The 24,886-nt window shown below is 73.8% G+C and carries 22 protein-coding genes; 8 read left to right on the top strand and 14 right to left on the bottom strand.

Annotation, left to right across the window (positions count from 1 at the left end):
* Positions 1–92: 92 nt before the first annotated feature.
* Together ABTY20_RS17150 and ABTY20_RS17145 are read right to left on the bottom strand one after the other, a co-directional pair.
* Positions 93–494, bottom strand: a complete 402-nt coding sequence (locus ABTY20_RS17150) for a DUF3662 domain-containing protein (protein ID WP_351997821.1) — start codon at positions 492–494, stop codon at positions 93–95.
* A 46-nt stretch (positions 495–540) separates the two neighbouring features.
* Positions 541–702 carry a hypothetical protein gene (locus ABTY20_RS17145; RefSeq protein ID WP_351997820.1) on the bottom strand — a complete coding sequence of 54 codons (162 nt, stop codon included), beginning with the start codon at positions 700–702 and terminating at the stop codon, positions 541–543.
* A 169-nt stretch (positions 703–871) separates the two neighbouring features.
* Between ABTY20_RS17145 and ABTY20_RS17140 the strand changes: the two genes are divergently transcribed.
* The 3 genes from ABTY20_RS17140 (at position 872) to ABTY20_RS17130 (ending at position 4,968) form a co-directional block, all read left to right on the top strand.
* Entirely contained in the window at positions 872–1,789 is a 918-nt protein-coding gene (locus ABTY20_RS17140; protein ID WP_351997819.1) for a MurR/RpiR family transcriptional regulator, read from the top strand.
* A gap of 294 nt (positions 1,790–2,083) precedes the next feature.
* On the top strand, positions 2,084–2,458 hold the full coding sequence (locus tag ABTY20_RS17135; RefSeq protein WP_351997818.1) for a hypothetical protein: 375 nt from the start codon (positions 2,084–2,086) through the stop codon (positions 2,456–2,458).
* Between the two features lie 113 nt (positions 2,459–2,571).
* Positions 2,572–4,968 (top strand): SpoIIE family protein phosphatase, encoded by a 2,397-nt coding sequence (locus ABTY20_RS17130; RefSeq protein WP_351997817.1) that lies wholly within the window; start codon positions 2,572–2,574, stop codon positions 4,966–4,968.
* A gap of 183 nt (positions 4,969–5,151) precedes the next feature.
* On the opposite strand, the gene ABTY20_RS17120 is transcribed toward ABTY20_RS17130, so the two are convergent.
* Entirely contained in the window at positions 5,152–5,982 is an 831-nt protein-coding gene (locus ABTY20_RS17120) for an ATP-grasp domain-containing protein (protein ID WP_351997816.1), read from the bottom strand.
* Positions 5,983–6,434: 452 nt separating this feature from the next.
* Here ABTY20_RS17120 and ABTY20_RS17115 point away from each other — a divergent pair, with 452 nt between their 5' ends.
* Positions 6,435–6,851, top strand: a complete 417-nt coding sequence (locus tag ABTY20_RS17115) for a Zn-ribbon domain-containing OB-fold protein (protein WP_351997815.1) — start codon at positions 6,435–6,437, stop codon at positions 6,849–6,851.
* 28 nt (positions 6,852–6,879) lie between these two features.
* Here ABTY20_RS17115 and ABTY20_RS17110 read toward each other — a convergent pair whose 3' ends face one another.
* Positions 6,880–7,260 (bottom strand): PPOX class F420-dependent oxidoreductase, encoded by a 381-nt coding sequence (locus ABTY20_RS17110; protein WP_351997814.1) that lies wholly within the window; start codon positions 7,258–7,260, stop codon positions 6,880–6,882.
* Between the two features lie 336 nt (positions 7,261–7,596).
* On the opposite strand from ABTY20_RS17110, the gene ABTY20_RS17105 reads away from it, so the two are divergent.
* Positions 7,597–8,976, top strand: coding sequence for a S1 family peptidase (locus ABTY20_RS17105; RefSeq protein WP_351997813.1), 1,380 nt, complete (start codon positions 7,597–7,599; stop codon positions 8,974–8,976).
* A 411-nt stretch (positions 8,977–9,387) separates the two neighbouring features.
* Here the strand turns inward: ABTY20_RS17105 and ABTY20_RS17100 are convergent, their stop codons facing one another.
* From ABTY20_RS17100 to ABTY20_RS17075, 6 genes are all read right to left on the bottom strand, one after another.
* Positions 9,388–9,573, bottom strand: a complete 186-nt coding sequence (locus ABTY20_RS17100) for a hypothetical protein (RefSeq protein WP_078661831.1) — start codon at positions 9,571–9,573, stop codon at positions 9,388–9,390.
* 165 nt (positions 9,574–9,738) lie between these two features.
* Entirely contained in the window at positions 9,739–10,434 is a 696-nt protein-coding gene (locus tag ABTY20_RS17095; protein WP_351997812.1) for a L,D-transpeptidase family protein, read from the bottom strand.
* A 142-nt stretch (positions 10,435–10,576) separates the two neighbouring features.
* Entirely contained in the window at positions 10,577–10,810 is a 234-nt protein-coding gene (locus ABTY20_RS17090; protein WP_351997811.1) for a hypothetical protein, read from the bottom strand.
* Between the two features lie 50 nt (positions 10,811–10,860).
* Entirely contained in the window at positions 10,861–11,775 is a 915-nt protein-coding gene (locus tag ABTY20_RS17085; protein WP_351997810.1) for an SDR family oxidoreductase, read from the bottom strand.
* A gap of 101 nt (positions 11,776–11,876) precedes the next feature.
* Positions 11,877–12,506, bottom strand: a complete 630-nt coding sequence (locus ABTY20_RS17080; protein WP_351997809.1) for an MBL fold metallo-hydrolase — start codon at positions 12,504–12,506, stop codon at positions 11,877–11,879.
* Positions 12,506–13,594, bottom strand: a complete 1,089-nt coding sequence (locus ABTY20_RS17075; RefSeq protein WP_351997808.1) for an S-(hydroxymethyl)mycothiol dehydrogenase — start codon at positions 13,592–13,594, stop codon at positions 12,506–12,508. The genes ABTY20_RS17080 and ABTY20_RS17075 overlap by 1 nt, the downstream gene beginning before the upstream one ends.
* 133 nt (positions 13,595–13,727) lie before the next feature.
* On the opposite strand from ABTY20_RS17075, the gene ABTY20_RS17070 reads away from it, so the two are divergent.
* From ABTY20_RS17070 to ABTY20_RS17060, 3 genes are all read left to right on the top strand, one after another.
* A complete protein-coding gene (locus ABTY20_RS17070) occupies positions 13,728–15,482 on the top strand; it encodes an ABC transporter ATP-binding protein (protein ID WP_351997807.1) in 1,755 nt (584 codons plus the stop codon).
* Positions 15,483–15,605: 123 nt separating this feature from the next.
* Entirely contained in the window at positions 15,606–15,971 is a 366-nt protein-coding gene (locus ABTY20_RS17065) for a nuclear transport factor 2 family protein (protein ID WP_351997806.1), read from the top strand.
* 255 nt (positions 15,972–16,226) lie between these two features.
* Positions 16,227–17,477 (top strand): YncE family protein, encoded by a 1,251-nt coding sequence (locus ABTY20_RS17060; protein WP_351997805.1) that lies wholly within the window; start codon positions 16,227–16,229, stop codon positions 17,475–17,477.
* A gap of 88 nt (positions 17,478–17,565) precedes the next feature.
* Here ABTY20_RS17060 and ABTY20_RS17055 read toward each other — a convergent pair whose 3' ends face one another.
* The 4 genes from ABTY20_RS17055 to ABTY20_RS17040 all read right to left on the bottom strand — a co-directional run bounded on the left by ABTY20_RS17055 (position 17,566) and on the right by ABTY20_RS17040 (position 24,742).
* Complete coding sequence (locus ABTY20_RS17055) at positions 17,566–19,239, bottom strand: multicopper oxidase family protein (protein ID WP_351997804.1); 1,674 nt, start codon at positions 19,237–19,239, stop codon at positions 17,566–17,568.
* A 387-nt stretch (positions 19,240–19,626) separates the two neighbouring features.
* Positions 19,627–20,127: a metallophosphoesterase family protein gene (locus tag ABTY20_RS17050; RefSeq protein WP_351997803.1), complete on the bottom strand. Its 501-nt coding sequence runs from the start codon at positions 20,125–20,127 to the stop codon at positions 19,627–19,629.
* Positions 20,128–20,773: 646 nt separating this feature from the next.
* Positions 20,774–21,577: a class I SAM-dependent methyltransferase gene (locus tag ABTY20_RS17045; protein ID WP_351997802.1), complete on the bottom strand. Its 804-nt coding sequence runs from the start codon at positions 21,575–21,577 to the stop codon at positions 20,774–20,776.
* 717 nt (positions 21,578–22,294) lie between these two features.
* Entirely contained in the window at positions 22,295–24,742 is a 2,448-nt protein-coding gene (locus ABTY20_RS17040; protein ID WP_351997801.1) for a SpoIIE family protein phosphatase, read from the bottom strand.
* Between the last annotated feature and the right edge of the window lie 144 nt (positions 24,743–24,886).

The raw sequence follows: 24,886 nt of genomic DNA, 5'->3' as shown, positions 1-24,886 counted from the left end.
AGGGCGCCAACGCGGAGCGTTGGCAACTGACGACAACGCGGCAGATGCGCGTGCCAAGCCCCGCGACGCCGACATGATCCAAACGAGAGGCCCTAACCCCCCGCCCGCTGGAAACCCGCGGCGCTCACGTGCGGCATGACGCTGCTCGCCACCCGGAAGCGGCCGTTGGGCACCTCGGCGGACCGGCGGACGTGCACGGCGAGCGGCCCCGCCCATTCGTAGCCGTGGCGCGCGGCGTGCCGGGCCAGCCGGTCGGTGAGCGCCTGCCCCACCCGGCTGCCGCGACGGGTCAGTTCCTCGTGCACCGGTTCGGCGAGCTCCACGTCGTAGGCGTTGGGGACCATCACCCGGCCCGCCCGGCACACCACGGCATGGTCGTCGCACTCGCGCCGCAGGGCGTCGACGAGTTCGACCGGCTCCCGGTCGAACAGGCGCGCCCACAGCGCTTCCCACCGCTTCTCCAGGGCGTCTTCCAGCGCGCTCAGGGCGCTCATGCTTTCACCTGCCTGAAACGTGGTCGGGGCGGGGACGGTGGGCGGTCTAGCGTTCCTGGAAGTCGTCGGGCTTGACCTCGGCCTCCTCCAGCGCCTCGCGCATCGTGCGGCCGGTGCCGCCCTGATCGCGTGTCTCCTTGTCCTGTCGCTGCTCGACGACGTCGTCGGTGTCCCGGGTCTTCGGCCGGTTCTCCTCGGGGACGGTCATGTCCGGTGGCTCCTGGTGTGTCAGGGGGTTTCTGCTTCGCTGCGCCGTCGGGTTCCCCCGGAGGGCCCGGATATCCCCGACGGGGCGGACCGGTTCGCTCCGGCGGACGGCCCGCGCCTCGGCGGGTCGGCTATGTTGAACTCCCGTGGGAGACGAGGGAGGCACACCGGTGCGATCGCCCCAGCAGGCACGCGCCCAGGCGTCCGCGATCACTTCGAGGAGGGCGGGGCAGGACCCGGAGGCGTCCCCGACGGCCCAGCTCCGCACCCTGTTCGACCGGTCCCGGCTCTCGCCCGGCCAGCGGCGCATCGCCCAGTACCTGATCGAGCACGTCACCGAGGCGGCGTTCCTGTCGATCACGGATCTCGCGGACCGGGTCGGGGTGAGCCAGCCCTCGGTGACCCGGTTCGCCTCGGCGGTCGGATTCAGCGGTTACCCCGCGCTGCGGGAGAGGCTCCGGTCGATCACGCTCGGCGCCCGTCCGGACGGCCCCGCCGAGGAGATCCGGGGCAACGAGCTGCAGGCGGCGGTGGACGCCGAGATCGAGAACCTGGAGAACCTGCGGCGGGACTTCGCCGACGCCGACCGGTTCGTCGAGGTCGGCCGCCGGCTGTCCGCCTCCGCACCGCTCACCGTCCTCGGGCTGCGCATCTCCGTCTCCCTGGCCGAGTACTTCGCCTACGCCGCCCGTCGGATCCACCCGGACGTCCGGCTCGTGACGCTGGGCGGCAGCGTCGCCTACGACGCGCTGCTGCAGTCGCGGGAGGCGGGCGGCACCTGGGTGCTGGCGTTCTCCATGCCGCGGCACGCCCAGGAGACCCTGACGGCGGTGCGGGTCGCCCGCGACGCCGGGCTGAAGGTGGCGCTGATCACCGATCTGGCGCTGGGCCCGATCGCGGACGAGGCCGACGTCACCTTCGCCACCGGCACCGGGTCCCGGCTGGTCTTCGACTCCTACGCGGCCCCGGGCGTGATGTGCGCGGCACTGCTGCAGGCCATGACGGACGCGGATCCGGAGCGGACCCGGGCACGGCTCGACGAGTACGAGCACGTCGCCGACGCGCACCGGTTCTTCCTCCGGGACTGAGACCCCCCGCGGATCGCCCCGCGGGACCGGACCCGCCACGACCCGCATGAATGTTTTCATACGTCTTGCAAACCGGAAGGCATATATAAATACTTCTCATGGATCACCGCCCGGCCGCTCGGCGCCGGGCACCTGCACGAGCACCCGGAGCCGCCGGCTCCTGCCCGCCCCGGCGGCCGGGGTGCCCGGCCGGGCATCCCCGTGCCCGGCCACTCGGGGCGGCCCCGGTCATCCCCTGGCCCGGGGCCGCCCCACTCCGTCGCCCGCCCGCGCGACGCCGCCCACCCGGAAGCGATGCCCATGCCCTCGACGACCGCGCGCCCCGGCCCCGACTGGCCCTGCCAGGTCAAGACGCCCGGCAGCCACGACTGGGAACGCTCGGCGGTCAGGTGGCTGCGCGAGCTGGTGCCCGCGCGCTACGCCGGCTACCCGGCGTTCGTCCGGCACCCCGTCCTGCTGGCCCGGCACGCCCGGATCCAGGTCGAGCACGAGATCCGGGTGGCCCGTACCGCCCTGCGGACCGCCCGGGTCGAGCTGCCCCGGACCGGACTGCACGAAGAGGTCATCGAGCACACGATCAAGCTCTACGCGGCCGAGGTCATGCAGCTCCAGCACATCGCCCGCAGCGTACGGGCGGTCGCCCGGGCCCTGACCGGGTCCGGCCGCTGACCGCGGGTCCCACCGGACCCGCGCGTCACAACCCCCTGGTCGGGGACGTCCGCGGATTCCGGGCGGACAAGCCGGTCAACGAACCCGGGGACGTGTGCGATGCTCGTCGCGTGATGAGGGAGCCCGTTGTCCCGGTGGAGCCCGGAGCCGCGCCGGACCTGGTGGAACTGGCCAGGGTCGTCGCCCAGCAGCGCGCCGAGATGGACCGGCTGCGCGAGCAGGCCGCGACATCGGCCGTCGTGGAGCGGGCCAAGGGCGTCGTGATGGCGCTGAGCGGCTGTTCCGCCGACGCCGCCGGCGAGACCCTGCTCCAGCGTGCCGGGGCGGCCCGCCGCACCCTGCTGGAGGAGTGCTGGATCACTCTGGGGGAACTGGCTCCCTCCCGGGCCGACGGGCTCTCCGCGCGGCCCTCCGGGAACACCGGGGACGCGACGGCCGCCCGCCCCGGGACCGATGCGCCGGCGGCTCCCCCGACCCCCGACGGCGTCGCCGACTCCCTGGCCCGCCTCGCCCGGCTCCTCGTGCGCACCGGCACGCCCCACGAGCTGGCCCGCTGCCTGCTGGAACACCTCGGGCCGGAGGTGGCCGCGGACTCCGTCATGATCTACACCCGCCGGACCGGCGGCGGTCTCGAACTGCTCGGCCACGCCGGGATCGACCAACGGCTGGCCGCCCGGTGGCGCCAGGTGCCCCCCTTCAGCGGCGTGGCCGTGCTGGACGCCCTCGAATCCGGCGAACCCCTCTGGCCGGAGGACTTCGCCGACGACAGCAGGCGCCACCTGCTGATCGGCGATCCGCCCGAGCGATGGCGCTCGCACGCCTGGCTGCCGCTGCCCGGCGGGGAGAGCCCCGGGATCTGCGTCGGCGTGCTGCGCGAACGCTCCGGCCCCTTCACCCCGCGCGACCGCGCCCGTCTGCGCGAAGTGGTCCGGCTCTGCGCCGACCGGCTGCGTACGTTCACCGCCCCGTCCGGGCCCGCGGCCGACCCGCTCCCGGACTCCGTACGGGCACTGTTCACGGCGCTGCCGGTGGCGGCGATGCTGCTGACCCCGCTGCCCGGCCCGTGCGGCGTGACCGAGGACTTCCGGATCGACGCCGTGACACCGCGGGCGGCCGACATCCTGGGCGGCACCGGGAGCGATCCGGCCGGGCGGCGGCTGCGGGAGGTGCGTCCCGACCTGGTGGACACGCCGGTGTGGCAGGGCTGCCTGGACGCCCAGGCCACCGGGGAGACGTACGAGAGCGAGCCGTTCGTCCACCAGGAGGTCGTGGACGGCGTCACCGAGCCGGCCACGTACTCCGTACGGATGACCCGGTCCAAGGACGTGCTGGTCGTCACCTGGGTCCGGCACGCCTCCTCCGACCGGCAGGAGCAGCGGCTCGCCGACCTGCAGCGGCTGGGCAACCTGGGCTGGGCCAACTGGAACCTGGCGACGCGCGAGGCGTCCTGGTCGTCACAGGTCTTCGCGATCCTCGGCCGCGACCCCGCGGACGGCCCCGTCCGGCTCGTCGACCTCCCGGAACTGGCGGTGCCCGAGGACCGGTCCGCGCTGGAGCGCGTCGTCGGCGCCCTGGTCCACGAGGGGATACCGCTGGACGCCCCGTTCCGGATCCGCGACGCGCGCGGCGTCCGGCACCTGCGCCTGGCCGCCGAGGCGGTGGCCGACCTGCGCGGCACCCCCGTCGAGGTGCACGGCTTCCTGCAGGACCTGACCGCGCGGCGCCGGGCCGAGCTCGCCCTGGTGGAGACCGAGCGCGCCATCCTCACCCAGCACGACGTGCTCCAGGCCGAGCGGTCCCTGGTCGCCCGGCTGCAGAACGCCCTGCTGCCGCTGCCCGAGCGGGCGGTCGACCTGGCCGGGCTGCGCGTCGAGGTCGCCTACCTTCCCGCCCAGGCCGGCATACACGTCGGCGGCGACTGGTTCAGCGCCATCGAGCTGCCCGACGGCGACGCCCTGTTCGTCATCGGCGATGTCGCCGGGCACGGGATCGGCGCCGTGGCCACCATGGCCCAGCTGCGGTTCACCGCCAAGGGCATGGTCATCACCGGCTCCTCGCTGACCGGCGCGCTCGCCCGGCTCAACACCCTGCTGCTGCACTCCCGGGACAGCCACGCCACCGCGACCATGGTGCTGGCCCGCTACCGGCCGGCGCAGCGGCGCCTGGTCTGGGCCCAGGCGGGGCACACCCCGCCCCTGCTGCTGCGCGACGGCGAGGTGACGTACCTGCGCCGGCCCAGCGGCATGCTGCTCGGCGGTGCCACCGGGCCGCGCTTCGAGGAGGCCGAGTGCCGTCTCGAGCCCGGAGACCGGCTGCTGCTCTACACGGACGGCCTGGTGGAGCGGCCCCCGGAGAACATCGACGTGGGCTTCGGGCGTCTCGCCGAGGCCGTGGCCGCCCACCCCGGCGACGGGACCGGGTCGCTGGGGTCGCTGCTGGAGACGATGCTGGAGGACGAACGCCGCGACGACGTGTGCGTACTGGACATCCGGGTGCCGAAGGAGCGGTGACCACCGGGCCAGCCCGTCCGGCAGCGCGGTGCGGGACTCCAGCGCGAGGCCGGTGTGGTCGCCGTGGACGCCGGTCCCGTCGCCCCGGCCGCCGTACCGGAGCTGGAAGCGGGCGACGGCGGTGCGGCGGGCGGCGGGGCGGCCCGCCCGCGCGGGGGGACACGTGACGAAGGACCCGCCGGTTCAGGCGGTGTGGAGGAAACGGCGCAGCGACGCCGTCAGGGCGGACACGAACGCCTCCCGGCCGGTGTCGTCGAGGGCGTCGAGGGAGAGATAGGGGTTGAGGTCCTCCAGTTCGACCAGCAGCAGTTCGCCGTCGGGCGCGCGGCAGGCGTCGACGCGCTGGACGCCGTGGTCGAGGGTGTTCCAGTCGATGAAGCCCCGGGCGAATGCCAGGTCGTCCGGGCCGGGTTCGTACGGCTCCAGCTCCCAGCGCCGCCCGGTGTGCGGGGCGTACAGGGCGTACTGGAAGTCGTGGTCGACGAAGTAGAAGGAGACCTCGTAGGCGAAGTCGATGTGCGGCTGCACCAGGACGTCCCCGTCGACGAGGCCGCGCACCTCGTCCGCGGGGACGACGCGCAGCCCGATGGAGTCGGCGCCGAGCCTGGGCTTGACCACGTACCGTTCCGTCGCGGGCAGCCGGTGCAGGTCCTCCGGCCGGTCGACGGTGGGGATCACCGGACGGCCGGCGGCGGTCAGGTCGAGCAGGTACTGCTTGCCGGCCATGTCGCCCCGGCCGGTGAGCGGGTTGTAGACCGGCGTGCCGGTCGTGGCGGCACGCTCGCGGAAGGCCTCGTAGGCGTCCTGGTACTCCAGTACCGGGCCGCTGTTGCGGACCACGACGGCGTCGAAGCCGTCCATCAGGGCGACGGCGTCCCGCGGGTGGCACAGGGCGAGGTCGGCGTGCTCGCGCAGCCGGGAGGTGAGGAAGACGTCCTCGTCGCCGTAGCGGCGTCCGCGGGCCGGGTAGGCCAGGTCGGTGACGTACAGGACGCGGGGGCGGGCGGGCGGCATACGGGCTCCTCGGGACGGCGGTGGCTCGATCATAGGGACGACCTGCGGAAAGGAGGCGCGGCGGTACCGGGTTCCGTGGCCGGTGCGCGCCGGGTGCCGGCAGGGGCCTCCCGGTGCCGCGTTCGCACGGGAGGGGGGCGCGGAGGCCGCGGTGGGCCGTGCGCCGGGACGTGTGCGGGCCGCGTTCGGCGCCGGGCCCGTCGGCGCGGCGAACGAGGTTCACCCGGCCCCGCGGGGCACCGCTGTGGCGGGTGGTGCGGGAGCCGGGGACCGCGTTCGGACGCGGGTGACCCGGCACGCCCGCCCGCCCGCAGCCGAGGGTACGGAGTGCCTTTACTAGTGGCACTGAGTGCCATAACCTGTGGCTGTGCACGGCGGCGGGGCGCACCGGCACGTGCGTGCCGGGTGACCGCGCACGCGGGATTCCGGCCGAGCGCAGGGAGTTGACCAGCGTGTACCACCACTCAGGAAGCGTCGCTCAGCAGGCAGCCGGCTCCACGACGGGCCTCCTCGACCCCCGGGGCGAGGGCCACGCGGAGGCCATGCTCTTCCAGCGCTGCACCTGGTGCGGCACCGCCATGTACCACCGGCTGCTCTGTCCGGTCTGCCAGGGCAGCGACCTGCGCACGGAGCGCAGCGAGGGCCTCGGGACGGTCCGCCATTCCACGGTGCTGCACCGCAACACCCCGGCGGCCCGCAATGTGTCCCTGATCGAGATGGCCGAGGGGTTCGTGGTGCGCGGCCGGGTCATGGGGCCGCCCATCGGCATCCACGGCGGCGACCGGGTACGGCTGTCGACGGCCGAGGACCCGGTGCGGGGCGAGCCGGTCTTCCAGCTGGTGGACGAGCCGCTCCGGGCCTGGACCTGACGGGCCGCCGGACGGGCCGGTACGCGGTTCAGAGGGTGACGCGGATCCCGACCGTGCCGTCCGTTCCCCGGCGCAGCCGGCTGCCTAGGAGGGTCAGCCGTCCCAGGACGCCGTACTTGCGGGCGAGCAGCTTGCGGTAACGGGCCGTGGTCGCCGGGTCGCAGACCTCCGCGGTGGCGGGGACCTGGTCGCCGGTGGGGTTGCCGCGCACGTCGCAGGGGCCGACGAGGACGTCGGCGCGGGCGCGGATCCGCTTCACCTTCCACGAGTCGGCGACGGTCCACACCCCGAGCGCGTCACCGTCCCGCACCACCCACACCGGCGTGGCGACGCGGGTGCCGTTCTTGCGGTAGCTGGTGAGCAACAGGTACTTCCCCGCCCCGAGCCGGTCCCTCAACGCGTCGTCCATGCGGGGAAGTCTAGGCGCCCGGACGCCGTGCGACGAAGCCGAGCTCCCGGCCCGGGCGGCCGGGGGCGTCCCGCAGGGTGCCGTCCGGTGCGGCGGCGCAGTCGGTCCGGGTCGAGGGCGTGCAGCGGATTCGGTTCACCGGACGTCTCGTGCGGGGTCCTGGTCATGGGCACACGATAGGGGCCCCGCCGCTCACGGGCGCCGGGACGACGGGGCGGACGGGACCGTGCCCGACTGAACGCGCCGGGCCGCGGGCCCGTATGGGAAGAGGGCCTTCGACTCGAGGGGAGGCCCTCGCGGTGTGCGCACCGCGCCGCCGAGGTTCGGGAGCCACGCATGAGGCACGCACGACGACGGGTCGTCCGGCGAGTGACACGGCTGGCGGCCGTCGGCGGACTCCTCCTGGGGGCCACCATGGTCACCCACGCCGTCGCCGGTGAGCCCCGTGCGCCCGGCGCGGTTCCGTTCGCCACCGCCGAGGGGACGGCGGACGCCGGACCGGGCGCCGGCCTGGTGGCGAAGCTCGGCACGTCCCGTACGGCGGGCAGCTGGATCGCCGACGACGGCAAGGCGGTGGTCGCGGTCACCGACGAGGAGGCGGCGGCCGAGGTGCGTGCGGCCGGCGCCGAGCCGAGGATGGTGCGGCACAGCATGGACGACCTCAAGTCCGCGACCGAGACACTGGGTTCGGCGCCGCGGGTGCCCGGGACGGCGTGGGCCGTGGACTACCGGACCAACGAGGTGGTGGTCCGGGGCGACAGCACGGTGTCGGCGGAGGACTGGTCCGAACTGACCGAAGTCGCCGACGGCATCGGCGGTTTCGTCCGCATGGAGCGCAGCGAGGGCGCCTTCACCACCCGGCTCAACGGGGCGCGGCCCATCCTGTCGGCGGCCGGCCGCTGTTCGGCGGGCTTCAACGTGACGGACGGGAGACGGGACTTCATCCTCACGGCCGGGCACTGCGGGCCCGACGGATCGGTGTGGTTCGCCGACGGCCAGGGCAGGCAGGAGGTCGGGACGACGGTCGGCGGCAGCTTCCCCGGGGACGACTACTCGCTGATCGAGTACGCCGGCGGGCGGGCCGGCGAGGGCGCCGGCGTGGTGGCCGTCGGTGGCGGCAAGGGCGTACGGATCACGGGGGTGGCGGATCCGGCGGTGGGCCAGCGGGTGTTCCGCAGCGGCAGCACCAGCGGACTGCGGGACGGTGAGGTGACCGCGCTCAACGCGACGGTGAACTATCCCGAGGGCACGGTCAGCGGTCTCATCGAGTCGAACGTGTGCGCCGAACCCGGGGACAGCGGCGGCCCGATGTTCTCCGAGGGCATCGCGCTCGGCGTCACGTCGGGCGGCAGCGGTGACTGCCGGACGGGCGGTACGACGTACTTCCAGCCGGTGACCAAGGCGCTGGCGCGGCTCGGTGTACGGCTCGTCGTGGCGCCCGGGGCCGACGGCGGTGCGGCGGCCCCCTCCCCCGCTCCGTCGGACGGGCGGGGCGCGGCGGCTGCGGACACCGCCTCGCCGGGATCGTCGACACCGGTGCGGGGCATCGTCCCGGACCCGTCGACGCTGCTGTCCCGGCTGGCCGACCCCCGCAACGTCGGCCCGGGGCTGCTGGTGATCGCGGGCAGTCTGGTCGCCCTGGTGGCGTCGCGCTGGATCCGGGCGGAGCAGGACCGCAAGGCGTACCGGCGTCGCTACTCGGCGACATGGGGCTGAGCGGGCGGCGGGTCCGCGGCCGCGGGATCCCGGGGCGCCGGGAACCGCGGCGACCCGGCCTGCGACGACCGGCCACAGCCCGCTCGCGGGATCGTCCTGGCCCGGGGCGACGTGCTCCACGGCGACGCCGGTGACGGTGCTCACCGGCACGACCACGCTCATCGCGCCGTGACTCGGGCCACGGTCGAGGAAGCGCACGGCGGCGGCGCTGCCGACGCCGGACAGGGCCCCCGGAGGAGGCCGGGGCCGACGGGGGTGCCGGCGGACAGGGGACGGCGGCGTGCGGCACACGGCGGGACGGCAGCCCGCCGGCGAAGTCGACGATGCCGTGGCGGAGGGCCGGGGTCGGTGTGAGGAGGGCACCCGTTCGACGACGGGTGCCCGGCCGAGGGGAGGGTGATACGGGGTCGCTCAGGCGGCCCGGGCCGGCTGCGGGAGGGCCGAGGCCCACTCCTGGACCAGGCGCTGGTACTCCTCGCGCTGTTCGACGCTGAGTGTCCCGCCCGACCGGAGCCACAGGGCCCGGATCTCCTCGTTGACCTCGTCAGCCGATCGCTCGGAAGAGGGTTCAACAGTGGTGGACATGCCGTGAAGCATACGGGGCCGGACGTGAAGACGCTGTGAGTAATCGCACGCACGTCGGGCATTTCGGGCAGTGTCGCTGATCACGTCCATCTGCCAAGGAACGTGGGTGAGTTCACACCCGGCCCTCGGGGAGGCGTCCGGATGCGGGGCGCCCGGCGGGCCGGGCGCCCCCGGCGATCAGGTGCCCGGCTTGCGCCCGTACACGTAGACGTCGTCGCCCTTCTTCAGCAGCGACCAGTACTTCTTGGCGGCGGTCTTCGTCATGTTGACGCAGCCGTGGGAGCCGGGCGGGTTCCACATGCTGACGCCGACCGAGTGGAAGGCCTGTCCGCCGTCGAAGAACTGGCTGTAGGGCATCGGCACGTCGTAGATGGTCGAGACGTGGTCGATGTTGCGCCAGTAGACCTTCTTCAGACCGGTGCGGGTCTCGTACCCGTTCCGCCCCGTGCGGACCGGGACCGGGCCGTAGACCAGCTTCTTGCCGTCCTGGATCCAGCTGAGCTGGAGCGTGAGGTTCACGCAGGCGATACGGCCCTTGTTGGTGGGGCACTTGCCCGCCTTGTTCGGGTTCTTCCCGACGGCCTTCTGCTTGTTCATCAGGTCCATCACGCCCCAGGTGACGGGGCCGGCGTACCCGACGTTCGGCGTGATGCCGTGCTTGGTCTGGAAGGCACGGATGGCCTTGCAGTCGGCGGAGGACTGCTTCCCGTCGACCGGGCGGCCGAGAAACTTCTCCACCTTCTTCTGGTACGGGCCCGCCGAGGTGGTGCAGCTCGCGGCCTGCGCCGGCGTCGCGCCGAGCGCGAGTGTGAGCGGAGCCACCAGTGAGGTGACCCCCAGGATGACGGCACTCCGCCTACGTTTGTCCCCCATGGTCCGTTTTGCCTTTCCGCAGAAGTGGGCGCATGACCTGCGCACTCTGCCAGAAAGACGGCCCGGCGGAGGAATCGGTTGTACGGACACGCCGGGGTGCAACCGAACGGTGACATCCGGTGGACAGGACCGGAAGGACCGGTCACCGCGGCGGCATTCCGCCCAGCGCCCGCCGGAATCCCGCGTCGACCGCCGCGATGCCGCCGTCGACGGTGGGGGTGGTACCGGTGAGCCGTGCGGCGCCGCGGGAGGCGGGGAAGGCGACGGCGGCCGCGACGTCCCCGGCGAACCGCGGTGCCGCGGCCGCGCCGGTGCCGCGTGCCGCCCCGGTGATGAGAACCCCGCACTCCGTGGAGCGCCCTGCGTGCGCCGTCATGGGGTGACGGTGGCCACCCGGGCGGTCACCGGGGCGGGGTCCGGACGGGATCAGCGGTAACCGGTGACGTCCGCCGGCCTGCCCGCGTCCTGGACCTCGACGATGTAGCGCCAGGCGTCCGGGCGGCTGCCGTCGAGGTCGGTGAAGCCGTACTCCCGGGCGAGGCCGCCGCTGGAGAGGGAGGTGCCGTTGAAGCGGGCCACCTCCGGATCGGCGGCGAGGGCGACGACGGCCCGCCCGACATAGCGCGGGGTCTCCGAGATGGCGAAGTGCGGGACCTTCTCCAGGGCGTCGCGCCAGTTGTCCTCGCGGACGCCGAAGTGGTCGAGCATGATCTCCGAGCGCAGCCAGCCCGGGGTGAGGGCGACGGCCGTGGCGCCGCACGGGCCGAGTTCGTGGCCGAGGGCGAACGCCATGCGCAGGACGGAGGACTTGGCGAGGTCGTAGAAGAAGGAGACGCGGTAGTGGTCGCGGTTGTAGTCGGCGGTCCCGTCGGTGACCTCGACGACCAGTCCGCCGGGGTGGCGCAGCAGCAACGGCAGCGCGTGGTGGCTGGTGATCGCGTGGGTCTCGACGGCGAGGCGGAGCAGGCGCAGTCCCTTGTCCAGGTCGTGCTCCCACACGGGTGCCTCCCAGTCGAAGAGCATCTCGCCGCCCCAGACGTCGTTGACGAGGACGTCCAGGCGGCCCTGTTCGTCGGCGATGCGGTCGACCAGCGCCTTCACCTGCCCCGGCTCCAGGTGGTCGGTCGGCACCGCGATGCCCCGGCCGCCCGCCTCGGTGACCAGGTCGGCGGTGTCCTCGATGGTCTCGGGGCGGTCGTACTCGGAGCGGCGTTCGCGGGTGGTGCGGCCCGTGACGTAGACGGTCGCGCCCGCGGCCCCCAGTTCCACGGCGATGCCCCGCCCGGCTCCCCGGGTCGCCCCGGCCACCAGCGCGACCCTGCCCTCGAGCTGCTCCGTCATGTACGGCCTCCCGTCACCGGTTTCCTGCTGTCGCTTCGAGGGTGACGGGTAAGCCGGACATCTTCTGTCGCCTTTTCGCGCCGGTCGTCCGGCGGGCCCGCTCAGTGGCCGCGTGCGATCCATTCCTCCAGGTGCGGGGCCTCCGCGCCGATGGTGGTGGGGTCGCCGTGGCCGGTGAGGACCTTCGTCCCGGGCGGGAGGGTCAGCAGCCGGTCCCGGATCGAGTCGATGATCGTCGGGAAGTGGGAGAAGGAGCGGCCGGTGGCGCCCGGACCGCCCTGGAAGAGGGTGTCGCCGGTGAACACGGCCCCCAGCCCCGGGTCGTACAGGCAGACCGCGCCGGGCGCGTGCCCCGGGGTGTGCAGCACGGTGAGGTCGGCGCCGGCGGCCTCGATCACCTGGCCGTCGACGAGCCAGGAGTCGGGGTCGCGGTCGGGGTGGGTCTGCTGCCACAGCTGCAGGTCGTCGGGGTGCAGCCAGATGGTGGCGCCGGTGCGCTCGGCGAGGGCGGGCGCGGCGTCGATGTGGTCGTTGTGGGCGTGGGTGCACACGATGGCGGTGAGGCGCCGGTCCCCCACCGCCTCGGCGATGGCGTCGGCGTCGTGGGCGGCGTCGATGACGATCGCCTCGTGGTCGTCGCCGACGATCCACACGTTGTTGTCCACGTCCCAGGTGCCGCCGTCGAGGCTGAACTGCCCCGAGGTGACGAGTCGTTCGATGCGGGCGGCCATCAGAGCACCACCACCGAACGCAGCACGTCGCCGCGGTGCATCCGCTCGAACGCCTGCTCCACCTCGTCCAGCCGGATGGTCTCGGTGACGAACGCCCCGAGGTCCAGGCGGCCCTGGAGGTGCAGGTCGATCAGCATCGGGAAGTCCCGGGAGGGCAGGCAGTCGCCGTACCAGGAGGACTTCAGGGAGCCGCCGCGGCCGAAGACGTCGAGCAGCGGCAGTTCGAGCTTCATCTCCGGGGTGGGCACGCCGACCAGGACGACCGTGCCGGCCAGGTCACGGGCGTAGAAGGCCTGCCGGTAGGTCTCGGGACGGCCGACGGCCTCGATGACCACGTCGGCGCCGAAGCCGCCGGTGAGCTCGCGGATCGCCTCGACGGGGTCGGTCTCGCGCGAGTTGACGGTGTGGGTGGCGCCCATGGAGCGGGCGGTCTCGAGCTTGCGGTCGTCGATGTCCACGGCGATGATCCTCGCCGCTCCGGCCAGCCGGGACCCGGCGACCGCCGCGTCCCCGACGCCGCCGCAGCCGATGACGGCGACCGAGTCGCCCCGGCCGACGTTCCCGGTGTTGATCGCGGCGCCGATGCCGGCCATCACGCCGCAGCCGAGCAGCCCGGCGACCTGCGCGGAGACGGCGGGGTCGACCTTGGTGCACTGTCCGGCGGCGACCAGGGTCTTCTCGGCGAAGGCGCCGATGCCCAGGGCCGGGGAGAGCTCCTGGCCCGTGGAGGCGAGGGTCATCCGCTGCTGCGCGTTGTGGGTGTCGAAGCAGTACCAGGGGCGTCCGCGCAGACAGGCGCGGCACTTCCCGCACACCGCGCGCCAGTTGAGGATCACGAAGTCGCCGGGCTCGACGTCGGTGACGCCGTCGCCGACCGACTCGACCACGCCCGCGGCCTCGTGGCCGAGCAGGAACGGGAAGTCGTCGCTGATCCCGCCCTGTTTGTAGTGCAGATCGGTGTGGCACACCCCGCAGGCCTGGACCCGGACGACCGCCTCACCGGGGCCGGGATCGGGCACGACGATCGTCTCGATCCGCACCGGCTCGTCCCTGCCGGGTGCGATCACGCCGCGTACTTCCTGCGCCATCCTGCTGACTCCTTCGTCCGCCGTGTCCGTCCCCCCGACCCTACGCGGGAATGATCGCTTCCGCCGCCCGCCGTGCGGCGGGGCCGCCCCCGCGACGTAGCCTGGACCTCCGACCGACGCCGAGGGGGGCGACGTGAGCATCGCAGCAGAGGGATCCGGTCCGCCCGCCTGGCGGCTGCTCCTCGGGTACGTACGGCCGCACCGGTGGGCGCTGCTGGGCGGCGCCGCACTGTCCCTGATGACCGGGGCGACGGGGCTGATGCTGCCGCTGGTGGCCCGGGACCTGATCGACGACCTCTCGGACGACCGGGCGATCACCGGCGCGCTGCTGCTGATGTCGGCGCTCGTCGTCGCCAACGCCGTGCTCGGCGCACTGGGTTCGTACGTCCTGCGGCGCACCGCCGAGTCGGTGGTGCTCGGGGCGCGGCGCTCGCTGTCGTCGTATCTGCTGCGGTTGCGGATCACCGCCGTGGACCGCAGCGAGCCGGGCGACCTGATGGCCCGCATCACCTCCGACACCACCCTGCTGCGCGAGGTGACCACCGACTCCCTGGTGGGTCTGGGCACGGGTGGGCTGACCCTCCTCGCGACCGTGGCGCTGATGGGCTTCGTGGACCCGGTGCTGCTGGGCGTCACGCTGGGCGTGATCGCGCTCGCGGGCACGGTGCTGGGGGTGATCGTGCCGCACATCAACCGGGCCTCCCGGCAGGCGCAGGACGCGGTCGGGATGATGGGCGCCTCGCTGGAGCGGGTGCTCGGCGCGCTGCGCACGGTCAAGGCGTCCGGTGCCGAGCCGCGGGAGGAGCGCGCGCTGCACGAGGCCGCGCGGGAGTCGTGGCGGCAGAGCGTGCGCGCCGCCAAGTGGTCGGCCGCGGCGGGCAACACGGCCGGGCTCGCGATGCAGGTCGCGTTCATCACGGTGCTCGCGGTGGGCGGCGCGCGGGTCGCGACCGGCGCCATCGACATCGGGACGCTGGTGGCGTTCCTGCTGTTCGTGTTCTATCTGATGGCGCCGATCCAGCAGGTCGTCGGAGCGCTCACGCAGTACCAGACGGGCAGCGCCGCCCTCGCCCGGATCCAGGAGGCGCTGCGGCTGCCCGCGGAACCGGTCGCCGCGCCCGCGCCGTTGCCCGCGTCCGACGCCGAGCCCGCCGCGCTGGCCTTCGAGGACGTCCGTTTCCGGTACGCCGACGACCTGCCGTACGTCCACCACGGGGTGACGTTCACCGTGCCCGCCCGGGGCATGACGGCGTTCGTCGGTCCCTCCGGAGCGGGCAAGACCACCGTCTTCTCCCTCATCGAGCGGTTCCACGACCCCGACTCCGGCGTGATCACGCTGGACGGCCGGGACCTGGCCGACTGGGAACTGCCGCGGCTGCGAGCCTCGATCGGGTACGTGGAGCAGGACGCGCCGGTGCTGTCGGGATCCCTGCGGGACAACCTGCTGCTGGGCAACCCCGGGGCGGACGACGGCACCCTGACGCGGGTGCTGAAGACGACCCGGCTCGACGGACTGGTGTCCCGGCTGCCGGACGGGCTCGACACCCTCGTCGGCCACCGCGGCACCAGGCTGTCCGGCGGTGAGCGGCAGCGGGTCGCCATAGCCCGTGCCCTGCTGCGCCGCCCCCGGCTGCTGCTGCTCGACGAGGCGACCTCGCAGCTCGACGCGGTGAACGAGGCGGCGCTGCGGGACACGGTCGCCGACGTGGCGCGCACGACGACGGTCCTGGTCGTCGCGCACCGGCTGTCCACGGTGACGGCGGCCGACCGGATCGTGGTGATGGACGCGGGCCGGGTACGGGCCGTCGGCACGCACCGGGAGCTGGTGACCGCCGATCCGCTGTACGCGGAGCTGGCGGCCACGCAGTTCCTGGCGGCGGCCGAGTGAGCGCGGCCGGACGGCGCGGGGGCCCGGCTTGCCGTGCCCGGCGGACCGCAGGACGCTCGTAGGAGGGGCCGTTCCAGCCCGCCGGAGGACCGGGCCGCGGCTCCTCGGAGGAGGTGCGTCATCATGACAACCGCGGCACATCCCGTCTTCGACGCCGACACGCTGCGCCGGGGCGTCGAGGCGGACACGTCGGCGCCGCTGGTGTCGCTCTACGCGGACGACGCGGAACTGCGCATCGTGGACCGCAACACCCAGCCCAGCCACCCCAGGGTCCTGCACGGCAGGGACGAGATCGCCGCCCTGCTCGACGACGTCTACAGCCGCGACATGACGCACACCCTCGAGGCGTGCGTCGTCCAGGGCGATCACGCCGCCTACTGCGAGAGCTGTCGGTACGCGGACGGGGTGCGGGTGCTGTCGGAGTCGGTGCTCACGCTGCGGAACGGCAGGATCACCGAGCAGGTGACGATCCAGGCCTGGGACGAGTAGGAACGGCGGTACGGAGGTGACCGGGGCACCCGGGCGCCGCACCGGATGACACGGCCGGCCCGTCCTCGTCGGTGGCCGCGGCGGGTCCGGTGTGCCGGCCGTCCGGCGTCCGGCACGCGCTCCGTTCCTCGGACAGGGCGGCCGACGCCGTCTGATTTTGTCGTGTACGCGGTCTTGTCGCGAACGGCTCCCTTCCTTACTTTTCAGTAAGTCGCTTCCCGGAGCACATGCTTACCGATTCTGGAGAGAGCCGTCATGCCGGTCCGCAGAACCAGGCACCTGTGCGCCATCGCCGCCGCGCTCGTCCTCACCGCCACCGCCCCCGCCGCAGCCGCCGCCACCACCACCGGCTCCTCCGGCCTGCGCGAGGTGCTGTTCGTGGGCAACAACTGGGACGGCACCGCCGACGTCATCGAGTCCTCCGGTGACTTCGCGAGGATCGGGCGGATCGACGTCGTCCCCGACAAGGACGAACGGATGGCCGAGATCAACGCCGACCCGATCCGCTGGATCTACTTCATGGCCATCCGGAACGGCGTCGGCGAGGGCCACGACCAGTTCGTCGACGACATGTACTCCACCCCGGACGGCACCTCGGTCGTGGTCTCCCGGCCCAGCTTCGCCGACGTCGTCTCCCTCGACCTCGCCACCGGGCGGGTCAACTGGCGCTTCCCCGTGTCGGGCCACCGCTCCGATCACATGGCCGTCTCCCCCGACGGCAAGCGGGTCGCGGTCTCGGCGTCGACCTCCAACACCGTGCACGTCCTGGACATCGTGACCGGTGACGAGGTCGGTTCGTTCAAGACCGGCGACAAGCCGCACGAGAACGTCTTCAGCCGCGACGGCAGGACCATCTGGAACATGTCCATCGGCGAGGTGAACACCGCGCTCGACGCCCCCTGGCTGGACTGGACGAAGGGCGACCGCCGCATCACGGTCGTCGACGCGGCCACGTTCAAGCAGACCAAGGTGATCGACATGCGGAACCGGCTCGACGCCGCCGGCCTGAAGGGCCACTCGGACGCGGTGCGCCCGGCCGCGTTCTCCCCGGACGAGTCGAAGCTGTACTTCCAGGTCTCGTTCTTCAACGGCTTCTTCGAGTACGACGTCGCCACCGACCGCATCACCCGCACCAAGACCCTGCCGGAGAACCCGGCCACCAGTGACGACCGCACCACCTGGGTCAACGACTCGCGCCACCACGGCATCACCATGAAACCGGACGGCACCAAGCTGTGCGTGGCCGGCACCATGGACGACTACGCGACGGTCGTCGACCGCGCGACCCTGCAGCAGGGGCCGCTCGTCCCCGCGTCCAAGCCGTACTGGGCGACCGTCAGCGGTGACGGAAGGTCCTGCGTGGTCTCCGAGAGCGGCGCCGACCGGGTCACCGCCATCGACTTCGCGACCGGCGAGAAGACCGTGTCCGTACCCGTCGGCGACCACCCGCAGCGGGTGCGCCTCGGCCATGTGGAGGCCGGCTGGTCCGGTCCGTCGGCCGGCTGAGCCGGTCCGGCACGGCCCGGCGGGGGCGCCCGCGACCCGTGCGGACCGGCACGGCGGGGGTTCCGGGGCGTGTCAGACGATCTCCGTGTCAGACGATCTCGAGGTTGGCCATCATGCCCATGTCCTCGTGCTCGGCGTTGTGGCAGTGGAAGAGGTAGCGCCCTCGGTAGCCGTCGAAACGGGTGATGACCTCCACCGTCTCGCCGGGCCCCAGTGACACCGTGTCCTTCAGGCCGGCGTCGTGCGGCAGCGGTGCGCGCCCGCCGCGGGAGAGCACCCGGAAGCCGGTCTGGTGGAGGTGGACCGGATGGTGGACGTCGGCGGTGAGGCGCCACACCTCGACGGCGCCGAGCCGGGTGCGGACGTCGGTGCGCGACGGGTCGAACGGCTTGCCGTCGACGACCCAGCCGTGCCCCTGCTCCGGGTTCCCGGCGCGGAAGGCGAACTCGCGGACGGTGGCCGCCTGTGAGCGCCGCCAGACGGGCAGGTCGTCGCAGAGCACGCCGGGGACCGTGCTGGGATCGTGCGCCCTGCGGGTGACGCGGAACGCCATGACCTCGCGGGTGCGTCCGCTGCCGAGCCGGTTGCGCAGGCGCACCCGGCTGCCGGCCGGCAGACCCGCGAAGTCGATGACCACGTCGTACCTCTCCGACGGCGCCAGGGGCAGGGTGGTGTGGGTGACGGGGGCGGCGAGCAGCCCCTGGTCGGCACCGATCTGCACCAGGCCGAGCCGGCGCCCGTCGTCCGTGACGGCCTCGAGCCGGTAGTGGCGGGCGTTGGAGGCGTTGAGCAGCCGCAGCCGGTGGCGTACGGCCTCGACCTCGTGGACGGGCCACGGCGCCCCGTTGACGACGATCACATCGCCCAGCACTCCGGCCGCGTAGGGCCCGGTCACTCCGGGCCGGTCGCGCAGCTCCGGGTCGAGGGCCGGGTAGGAGAGGGACCCGTCGGCGGCGAACGCCCGGTCGGCGATCATCAGGGCCAGCTCCCGCTCGCCGCAGGGCAGGTCCAGGGCGTCCTCGACCGTGTCGCGGACGATGTGCATCCCGGCCAGCCCTCGCCAGATCGCCGGGCCGGTGAAGTCCATCCGGTGGTCGTGGTACCAGAGCAGCGCGGCGCGCTGGTCGAGCGGATACGTGTAGGCGCGGGTCCCCCGGCTCGTCACCGCACGCGGGTCGTGCGCCGTGTGCGCGCCACCGCGGCGCCGTCGGCGGCGGGAGCCGGCGCCGGGCCGGCCGTCCGGGAGGACGAGGTCGGTGGGGTAGCCGTCGGACTCGGCCGGGGTGCGTCCGCCGTGCAGGTGCACCACGGTCGGCACCGGCAGTTCGTTGCGGTGCAGCACGGTGACCGGCCGGCCGCGGCGGGACTCGATGGTGGGGCCGGGGTAGGTGCCGTTGTAGGTCCACAGCGTCGTGGTCACCCCCGGCAGGATCCGGGCGGTCACCTGGCGCTGGGTGATCTCGTACCGGTCCGTGCCCCCGGAGGTGGCGGTCGGCGCCAGCACGGGCGGGACCGGCAGGGGAACGGTGTACGGCTCGGGCAGCGGTACGGCGCTGCGCAGTTGCTTCCCGGTGCCGCCCGGGCGGTGCGCGGCGGCGGCGTCCGCGGCGCCCGCCGCGACCAGCCCCAGCGCGGCGCCGAGCCCGAGGACCCGGCGTCGCGTCGGTTCCGTGCCGGGCCCGGGGTCCCGGCGGAGGGTCCGGGGGGACTTGGCGCCGTACGGGCCGGCCTCCGGCCCGTGGGGGATCGGCTGGTCAGACATGGGCGCTCCCGGCGCGAGGTGCTCGCGCGTGCGTGGTGGACGGTCGCGGCGCACGGCGCGCCGAGGACGGTGTGCGGCAGCGGACCGCCGGACAACTCGCCACATACTGCACCGGCTCGGACACGGCGACCAGCACCGACACCACCGGTCCCCCGCCCCCTCGGCTCCCACCGGTCACGACGAGCGGTGACGGATCGCCGTGGTCGTGTGGCGGTGGCGCGGACACGCCGGTGGCGGCGGGTCGGGAAAAACCCGGGAACGGGTGTGTGGGTCCGGTGGGGAGGGGTAGTCGCCCGGTACCACCTCCGATCGTGGGAAGGAGGTCCGTGAGAGCGCAACCATCGCAGCGTCCGGGCCGCTTCCACCGACACGAAGCGGCCCGGCCCGTCAGCGCGGGGGCAGCCGGTGGAGTTCCACCTCCGTGAGCCGGCCCTCCGCGACCGTGGCGGTCATGTAGGTGCAGTGGGGCTGTCGGCGGCGGTCCGTCGGCGATCCCGGATTGAGCAGGCGAAGTCCCGTGGGGGCGGTGGTGTCCCACGGGATGTGACTGTGTCCGAACACCAGCACGTCGATCCCGGGGAAGCGCGCCGCGCACCGGTTCTCCCGCCCCGGCGCCGGTCCTGTCTCGTGGACCACGGCGAAGCGCAGCCCGTCGAGATCCGCGTACGCGATCTCCGGCAGCCTGGCCCGCAGTTCGGGTCCGTCGTTGTTGCCGTACACGCCGACCAGTCTGCGGCTGCGGTCCTCCAGGAGATCGAGGGTGGCGGTGTCGACCCAGTCCCCCGCGTGGAACACGACGTCCGCGCGCGGGAGTTCGTCGAGCAGCGGCGCGGGCAGGCGCTTGGCGCGCTTGGGCAGATGGGTGTCGGTGGTCAGAAGGAGTCGCACGGGCGGCAGACTAGACGGCCCCGCGCCTCCGGCGGGAGACCCTGCCCCGGGCGGCCCCGCGAGCCCGCCGGGCGACGGGGCCGGTGACCGTCACGGTGCGCCCGCGACGGCGGGGCGCGGCGGGGAACACGGCGGCCGCGGCCCTACGGCCGGGCGACGCGTGCCGAGCCCGCACGTCCGACGGCGGGGGACCCGAAGGGCCCCGGACCAGATGCCGGTCGAGGTCAGCGTCATCGTTCCCGTCACACCCCGGGGAGCTGCATCGAGGACCGCGTCCCCTCGCCGCAGCGGCAGTCGCTGCCCCCGACGAGTACCAGGCGGTCTTCGCCGACGACGGTTCGACCGACGGGACCCCCGCCCGGCTCGGCCGGCCCGCCCGGACGGGACTGCCGTTCGCGCTGCGCTCCGCCGGTGGCGGCGTGCTGGTGGTCCCGCTCCCGCGCGTCCCGGTACGGTGCGGAAGGTGCTGCGCGGCGGGCGCTCGGCGCCGTTCGCACGAGTCCCCCTGATCGGTGGAGGGCGGTGACGGGACCGCACCCGTCACCGGCGCGGGAGAGCCGGCGCCGGACCGGGACCAAGCGCCCCGGCCCGACGCCGTCGTACGAGGTCTGCCGCACAGCCCACCAGGGGCCGCGCGGCAGGGAGTTCAGCGGCTGACGCCGACCTGCTCCAGGGCGCGGCGCAGGGGCTCCCATCCCACGCGCCGCGGCAGGCCGCGGTTGCGGGCCTGGGCGAGCGCGCGCCAGAACCCCGCCCCCAGCAGCGCCTCCGGCGGTACGGCCCCGGCCCGCTCCAGGATCGTCTCGGGCACCTTCTGCGGGTCCGGCACCTTGTACTCCGCCATGATCTCGTCGTACTTGTCGTGCAGCACCGTGTTGGCGGGGTCGGCGCCGAAGACGACGAGCTGACCGGTGGGCTCGGTGTCGACCAGGACGGTGACCAGGTCGGGACGGTAGCGCGCCAGCACCTCGGTGATCTTGTAGACGTCGCCGGTCCAGGCGTTGGTGTGCCGGTCGCGGGCGGCCTCGTCCACACTGCGCGGCAGCATGTCGTCGAGGACGATCACGCTGGCCCAGTCGGAGTGCTTCTCGACGTTCATGAGGTCGCGCAGGGCGTACTCGAACAGGTGCATGCCGTCGATGAACGACAGGTCGAGCGTGGTGCGGCGCCAGTGACCGATCGGGCTGCGGCCCCGGCGCAGGTTGCGCAGCGGGTGCCGGCCGCCCTTGAGGTGGGCCAGCGGATTGTCGCGGGCGAAGAAGTCGTCGCTGGTGGCCTTCACCAGGTGGACGTCGCACTTCAGCTCCGAGACCACCTTGAAGGCGGGGTCGACCGCGATGCTGGGGACGCGTGACAGACGCAGGCTGCGGCCGTCGTTGACGCCGATCTCCAGGTAGTTGCGGTTGGCGCTGACCTTGTGCAGCTCCCGGAGGAACTCATGGCGTTTCACGAAGGGGACTCTCCTTGCGGATGCGGGGCAGTGCTTCGTGCAGGGCTGCGCCCCCCGCGCGACGCGGGCAGGCCGATCCCCTGCCGGCGGTCGTGCGCGGGGCGCTGTACGAGGGCGCGGGAAACCCGCGGCCGTGGACGGCGAGCGGAACGTTCATGAAGGGGTCCGCACCTCGCCGCGGTCACCGGGGGTCTTCCGGCCGACGGGGCCTCGATGCGGCCGGCGGCGCGCGCCGTGCCGGGAGGGCCCGTCCGGGAAAGGGGCGGGGCCGGCGGCACGGGCGGGCGGAATCCGCGCGGCCGCGTCACCCATGGCCGTCCCGGCGCCGGTGACGCCGGTTCCCGCCGGGGTAGGGGTGATCGGCCTCAGCCGGATTCCGGCGCCGCCGGACAGCATGAGAGCCTTCATCCGCCTCACCATAGTCGTGTTCCGGCGGCTGGAACATCACTTGCCTGATCGCGCATCACGAAATCCCGCGAGGGGGCCGGCCGGTCACCCGGACCGCGGGCCGGTCCTCACCTCCCGCGGTGTTTCCCTCCGCACTCGCGTTCGGGGTGGTGGAGGCGGTACCGCGGTCCACGGCCGGCCGGCGGGCCCGCAGCGGGTCCTTGCCGCGCAGCCGCCGGGCCCGTGCCCGTCCGGTCTCCGCGCGGGCCCGCGCGTTCCCGACTCCCTCACCCGTGCGGGGAGTTCCGCCGGCCCGCACGGAAGGCACCGTCAGGGCCGCAGCACGAACTCCGCCCACACCTGCTTGCCCCCACTGACCGGAAGCGTTCCCCAGGCGGCCGACACGGCCTCGACGAGGAGGATGCCCCGGCCTCCGGTGGCCTCCCAGCCGATGCTGGTGGGCTTCACGGGGGTGCGGGGGGAGGCGTCGGCGACCGCCAGCCGCAGCCGGTCGTCGACCAGGGTGATGTCCAGCCGGACCTGCCCCTCGGTGTGCACCAGGGCGTTGGTGACCAGTTCGGAGACGGCGAGCAGGGCACCGTCGGTGTCCGCGGTCACGCCCCAGGAGCGCAGGGTGCGCCGGGTGAAGCGGCGGGCGTGTCCGACCGCCTGGGGCACCCGCCACACCGTCCAGCTCTCCCTGAGCGGACGGGCGGCCATGCCGTCGTAGCGCATCAGCAGCAGGGCGACGTCGTCGCTGCGCGGGGCCTCGCCGAGCAGGGCGTCCGCGACGGGCCCGAGGTCGGCGGGGTCGGAGGCGGACAGCTGCCGGGCGAAGCGGCTCATGCCCTCGTCGATGTCGGAGTCCGGGGACTCCACCAGGCCGTCCGTGGTGAGCGCGACCGTCGTGCCGGGCCGCAGTCCGAGCGGACTCATGGGGAAGTCGCTCTGCCGCACCACGCCGAGCGGTGGACCGCCCTCGGCCTCCGCGATCTCGGTGCGGCCGTCCGGATGACGCAGCACCGGTGGCAGATGACCGGCGCGGACGCACCAGGCGAAGCCCTCCTCCATGTCGACGTCGACATAGCAACAGGTGGCGAAGAGGTCGGTCTCCATGTCCACCAGGAGCCGGTTGGCGTGGGACACCACCACGTCCGGGGGATGTCCCTCGACGGCGTAGGCGCGCAGCGCGGTGCGCATCTGGCCCATGAGGGTGGCGGCGCCCGCGCTGTGGCCCTGGACGTCGCCGATGACGAGCGCGACGTGGTTGTCCGCCAGCGGGATCACGTCGTACCAGTCGCCACCCAGCTCCAGGCCCGCGGTGCTGGGCAGGTAGCGGGCGACGGCGACCGCGCCGGGCAGCCGGGGCAGGCGGCGCGGCAGCAGCTGGCGCTGCAGCATGCCGACCAGTTCGTGCTCGGCGTCGAAGGCGCGGGCCCGCATCAGGGCCTGTCCGGCGAGGCCGGCGGCGGCGGTGAGGAGGGCGCGTTCGTCCGGACCGAAGTCGTGCGGGGCGTCCCAGCCGATCAGACACACGCCGGCCATGCGGTTCCCGGCGGACAGGGGCAGCGCGGCCAGGCCGCCGGGACCGACCTCGGCGAGGGCGGTCTCCAGCGGGGAGTCCGCCAGCCAGATCCGGGCGCGGCCCTCGCGCAGGGCGGCGGCGAGCGTGGGCATGGCGCGCACCGGCGCGTCGGGCCACTCGGTGCGCCACTCCGCCCGCCACAGTTCCGGCCAGGCCTCCGGTTCCGGCGGATCGAGGACGGTGACGACGAGCCGCTCGTTCTCCAGTTCGGCGAGTGCGATGCGGTCGGCCCGCAGCGGCCGGCGCAGCGCGGCGACCACGGCCTTGCCGACGTCGCGGACGGTGACCGCGGTGGCCAGCGCGGCGGCCAGACGCTGGATGCGGGCCACGTCCGTGATGTCGGAGCGCAGCGTGGAGGCGTCGGCGACGGAGCCCACCAGCCGGGCGGGCCGTCCCGCGCCGCCGGGCACCAGCCGGCCGCGCAGCCGGAGCCACTTGGGCGGGCCGTCGGACCGGAGCACCCGGAACTCCAGTTCGCGCTCGCCGATCGTCATGTGGTCGGCCTCGACGACGGACATCAGCGAGGGCAGGTCCTCCGGCACCGCCAGCCCCAGCAGGGTCTCCACCCGTCCGTCGAAACCGTCCGGTTCCAGGCCGAAGAGCTCCAGGATGTCCTCGCCGACCCGGACCCGTCCGGTGTCCATGGCGAGGCTGAAACCCCCGGGCTGCAGGTCGGTGCCGTCGGCTGCCGCGAACGGCACGGGAGGGGCGAGGGCGTCGGCGACGAGGCCGAGACAGACGCGGTCGTCGGCGTCGAAGCCGCCGGCGCGCTCGCAGACCGCGAGCAGGCAGCCACCGCCGTCGCCGCGCACGGGCAGGGCCGCCAGGTGGAGGTCGCGGCTGGGTACGCGCCGTGACTGCGCCTGCGCGGCGGGGTCGTCCGGGCCCAGCCACACCGGCCGCCCCCGGTGGGCCCCGGCCACCGGGGAACTCCCCGAGGCGGGGTAGCTGTCCCGCACCCCGCACAGGATCCTCGGCACCCCGACCGACTCCACCAGGTGCAGCACCTCTCCGTCCACGCTGGGCGTGTACACGGCGGCGACCTCGGCACCGGCGAAGACGAGGGCCTGCTCCAGGATCCTGCGCACCCGCTCGGGTGACTCGGGGGTGACCGCGATCGCCGTCAGGGCGCCTTCCGCACGCAGCGTTCTCGTGCTGCGTCCCGCAGCGCCCTCACCGACCACGCTCGCCATTACAGCGCGTGCGGGGCATCCGCGCAGCCCCTGTACGCGTTCGGCCGTTCCCGGTGTGCGCGGGGCACGGAGGGCCCGGACGGGCTCTTGAGACCCGGGGTCCGGGGTAAACGGAAGTGGTGCGCCCCGGTGGGACGTGCGGTC

Source organism: Streptomyces sp. NPDC126497 (genome assembly GCF_040302425.1).
Taxonomy (GTDB): domain Bacteria; phylum Actinomycetota; class Actinomycetes; order Streptomycetales; family Streptomycetaceae; genus Streptomyces.
This window is presented reverse-complemented; position numbering and strand designations above follow the sequence as displayed.

What these genes read in the sequence shown, in the direction of transcription:
- ABTY20_RS17085 (WP_351997810.1), bottom strand. Translation starts at nt 11,775, where the DNA reads ATGACGGAGCAGCTCGAGGGCAGGGTCGCGCTGGTGGCCGGGGCGACC.
- ABTY20_RS17145 (WP_351997820.1), bottom strand. Translation starts at nt 702, where the DNA reads ATGACCGTCCCCGAGGAGAACCGGCCGAAGACCCGGGACACCGACGAC.
- ABTY20_RS17095 (WP_351997812.1), bottom strand. Translation starts at nt 10,434, where the DNA reads ATGGGGGACAAACGTAGGCGGAGTGCCGTCATCCTGGGGGTCACCTCA.
- ABTY20_RS17100 (WP_078661831.1), bottom strand. Translation starts at nt 9,573, where the DNA reads ATGCTTCACGGCATGTCCACCACTGTTGAACCCTCTTCCGAGCGATCG.
- ABTY20_RS17055 (WP_351997804.1), bottom strand. Translation starts at nt 19,239, where the DNA reads ATGTCTGACCAGCCGATCCCCCACGGGCCGGAGGCCGGCCCGTACGGC.
- ABTY20_RS17150 (WP_351997821.1), bottom strand. Translation starts at nt 494, where the DNA reads ATGAGCGCCCTGAGCGCGCTGGAAGACGCCCTGGAGAAGCGGTGGGAA.
- ABTY20_RS17090 (WP_351997811.1), bottom strand. Translation starts at nt 10,810, where the DNA reads ATGACGGCGCACGCAGGGCGCTCCACGGAGTGCGGGGTTCTCATCACC.
- ABTY20_RS17080 (WP_351997809.1), bottom strand. Translation starts at nt 12,506, where the DNA reads ATGGCCGCCCGCATCGAACGACTCGTCACCTCGGGGCAGTTCAGCCTC.
- ABTY20_RS17060 (WP_351997805.1), top strand. Translation starts at nt 16,227, where the DNA reads ATGCCGGTCCGCAGAACCAGGCACCTGTGCGCCATCGCCGCCGCGCTC.
- ABTY20_RS17075 (WP_351997808.1), bottom strand. Translation starts at nt 13,594, where the DNA reads ATGGCGCAGGAAGTACGCGGCGTGATCGCACCCGGCAGGGACGAGCCG.
- ABTY20_RS17065 (WP_351997806.1), top strand. Translation starts at nt 15,606, where the DNA reads ATGACAACCGCGGCACATCCCGTCTTCGACGCCGACACGCTGCGCCGG.
- ABTY20_RS17135 (WP_351997818.1), top strand. Translation starts at nt 2,084, where the DNA reads ATGCCCATGCCCTCGACGACCGCGCGCCCCGGCCCCGACTGGCCCTGC.
- ABTY20_RS17110 (WP_351997814.1), bottom strand. Translation starts at nt 7,260, where the DNA reads ATGGACGACGCGTTGAGGGACCGGCTCGGGGCGGGGAAGTACCTGTTG.
- ABTY20_RS17120 (WP_351997816.1), bottom strand. Translation starts at nt 5,982, where the DNA reads ATGCCGCCCGCCCGCCCCCGCGTCCTGTACGTCACCGACCTGGCCTAC.
- ABTY20_RS17130 (WP_351997817.1), top strand. Translation starts at nt 2,572, where the DNA reads ATGAGGGAGCCCGTTGTCCCGGTGGAGCCCGGAGCCGCGCCGGACCTG.
- ABTY20_RS17105 (WP_351997813.1), top strand. Translation starts at nt 7,597, where the DNA reads ATGAGGCACGCACGACGACGGGTCGTCCGGCGAGTGACACGGCTGGCG.
- ABTY20_RS17040 (WP_351997801.1), bottom strand. Translation starts at nt 24,742, where the DNA reads ATGGCGAGCGTGGTCGGTGAGGGCGCTGCGGGACGCAGCACGAGAACG.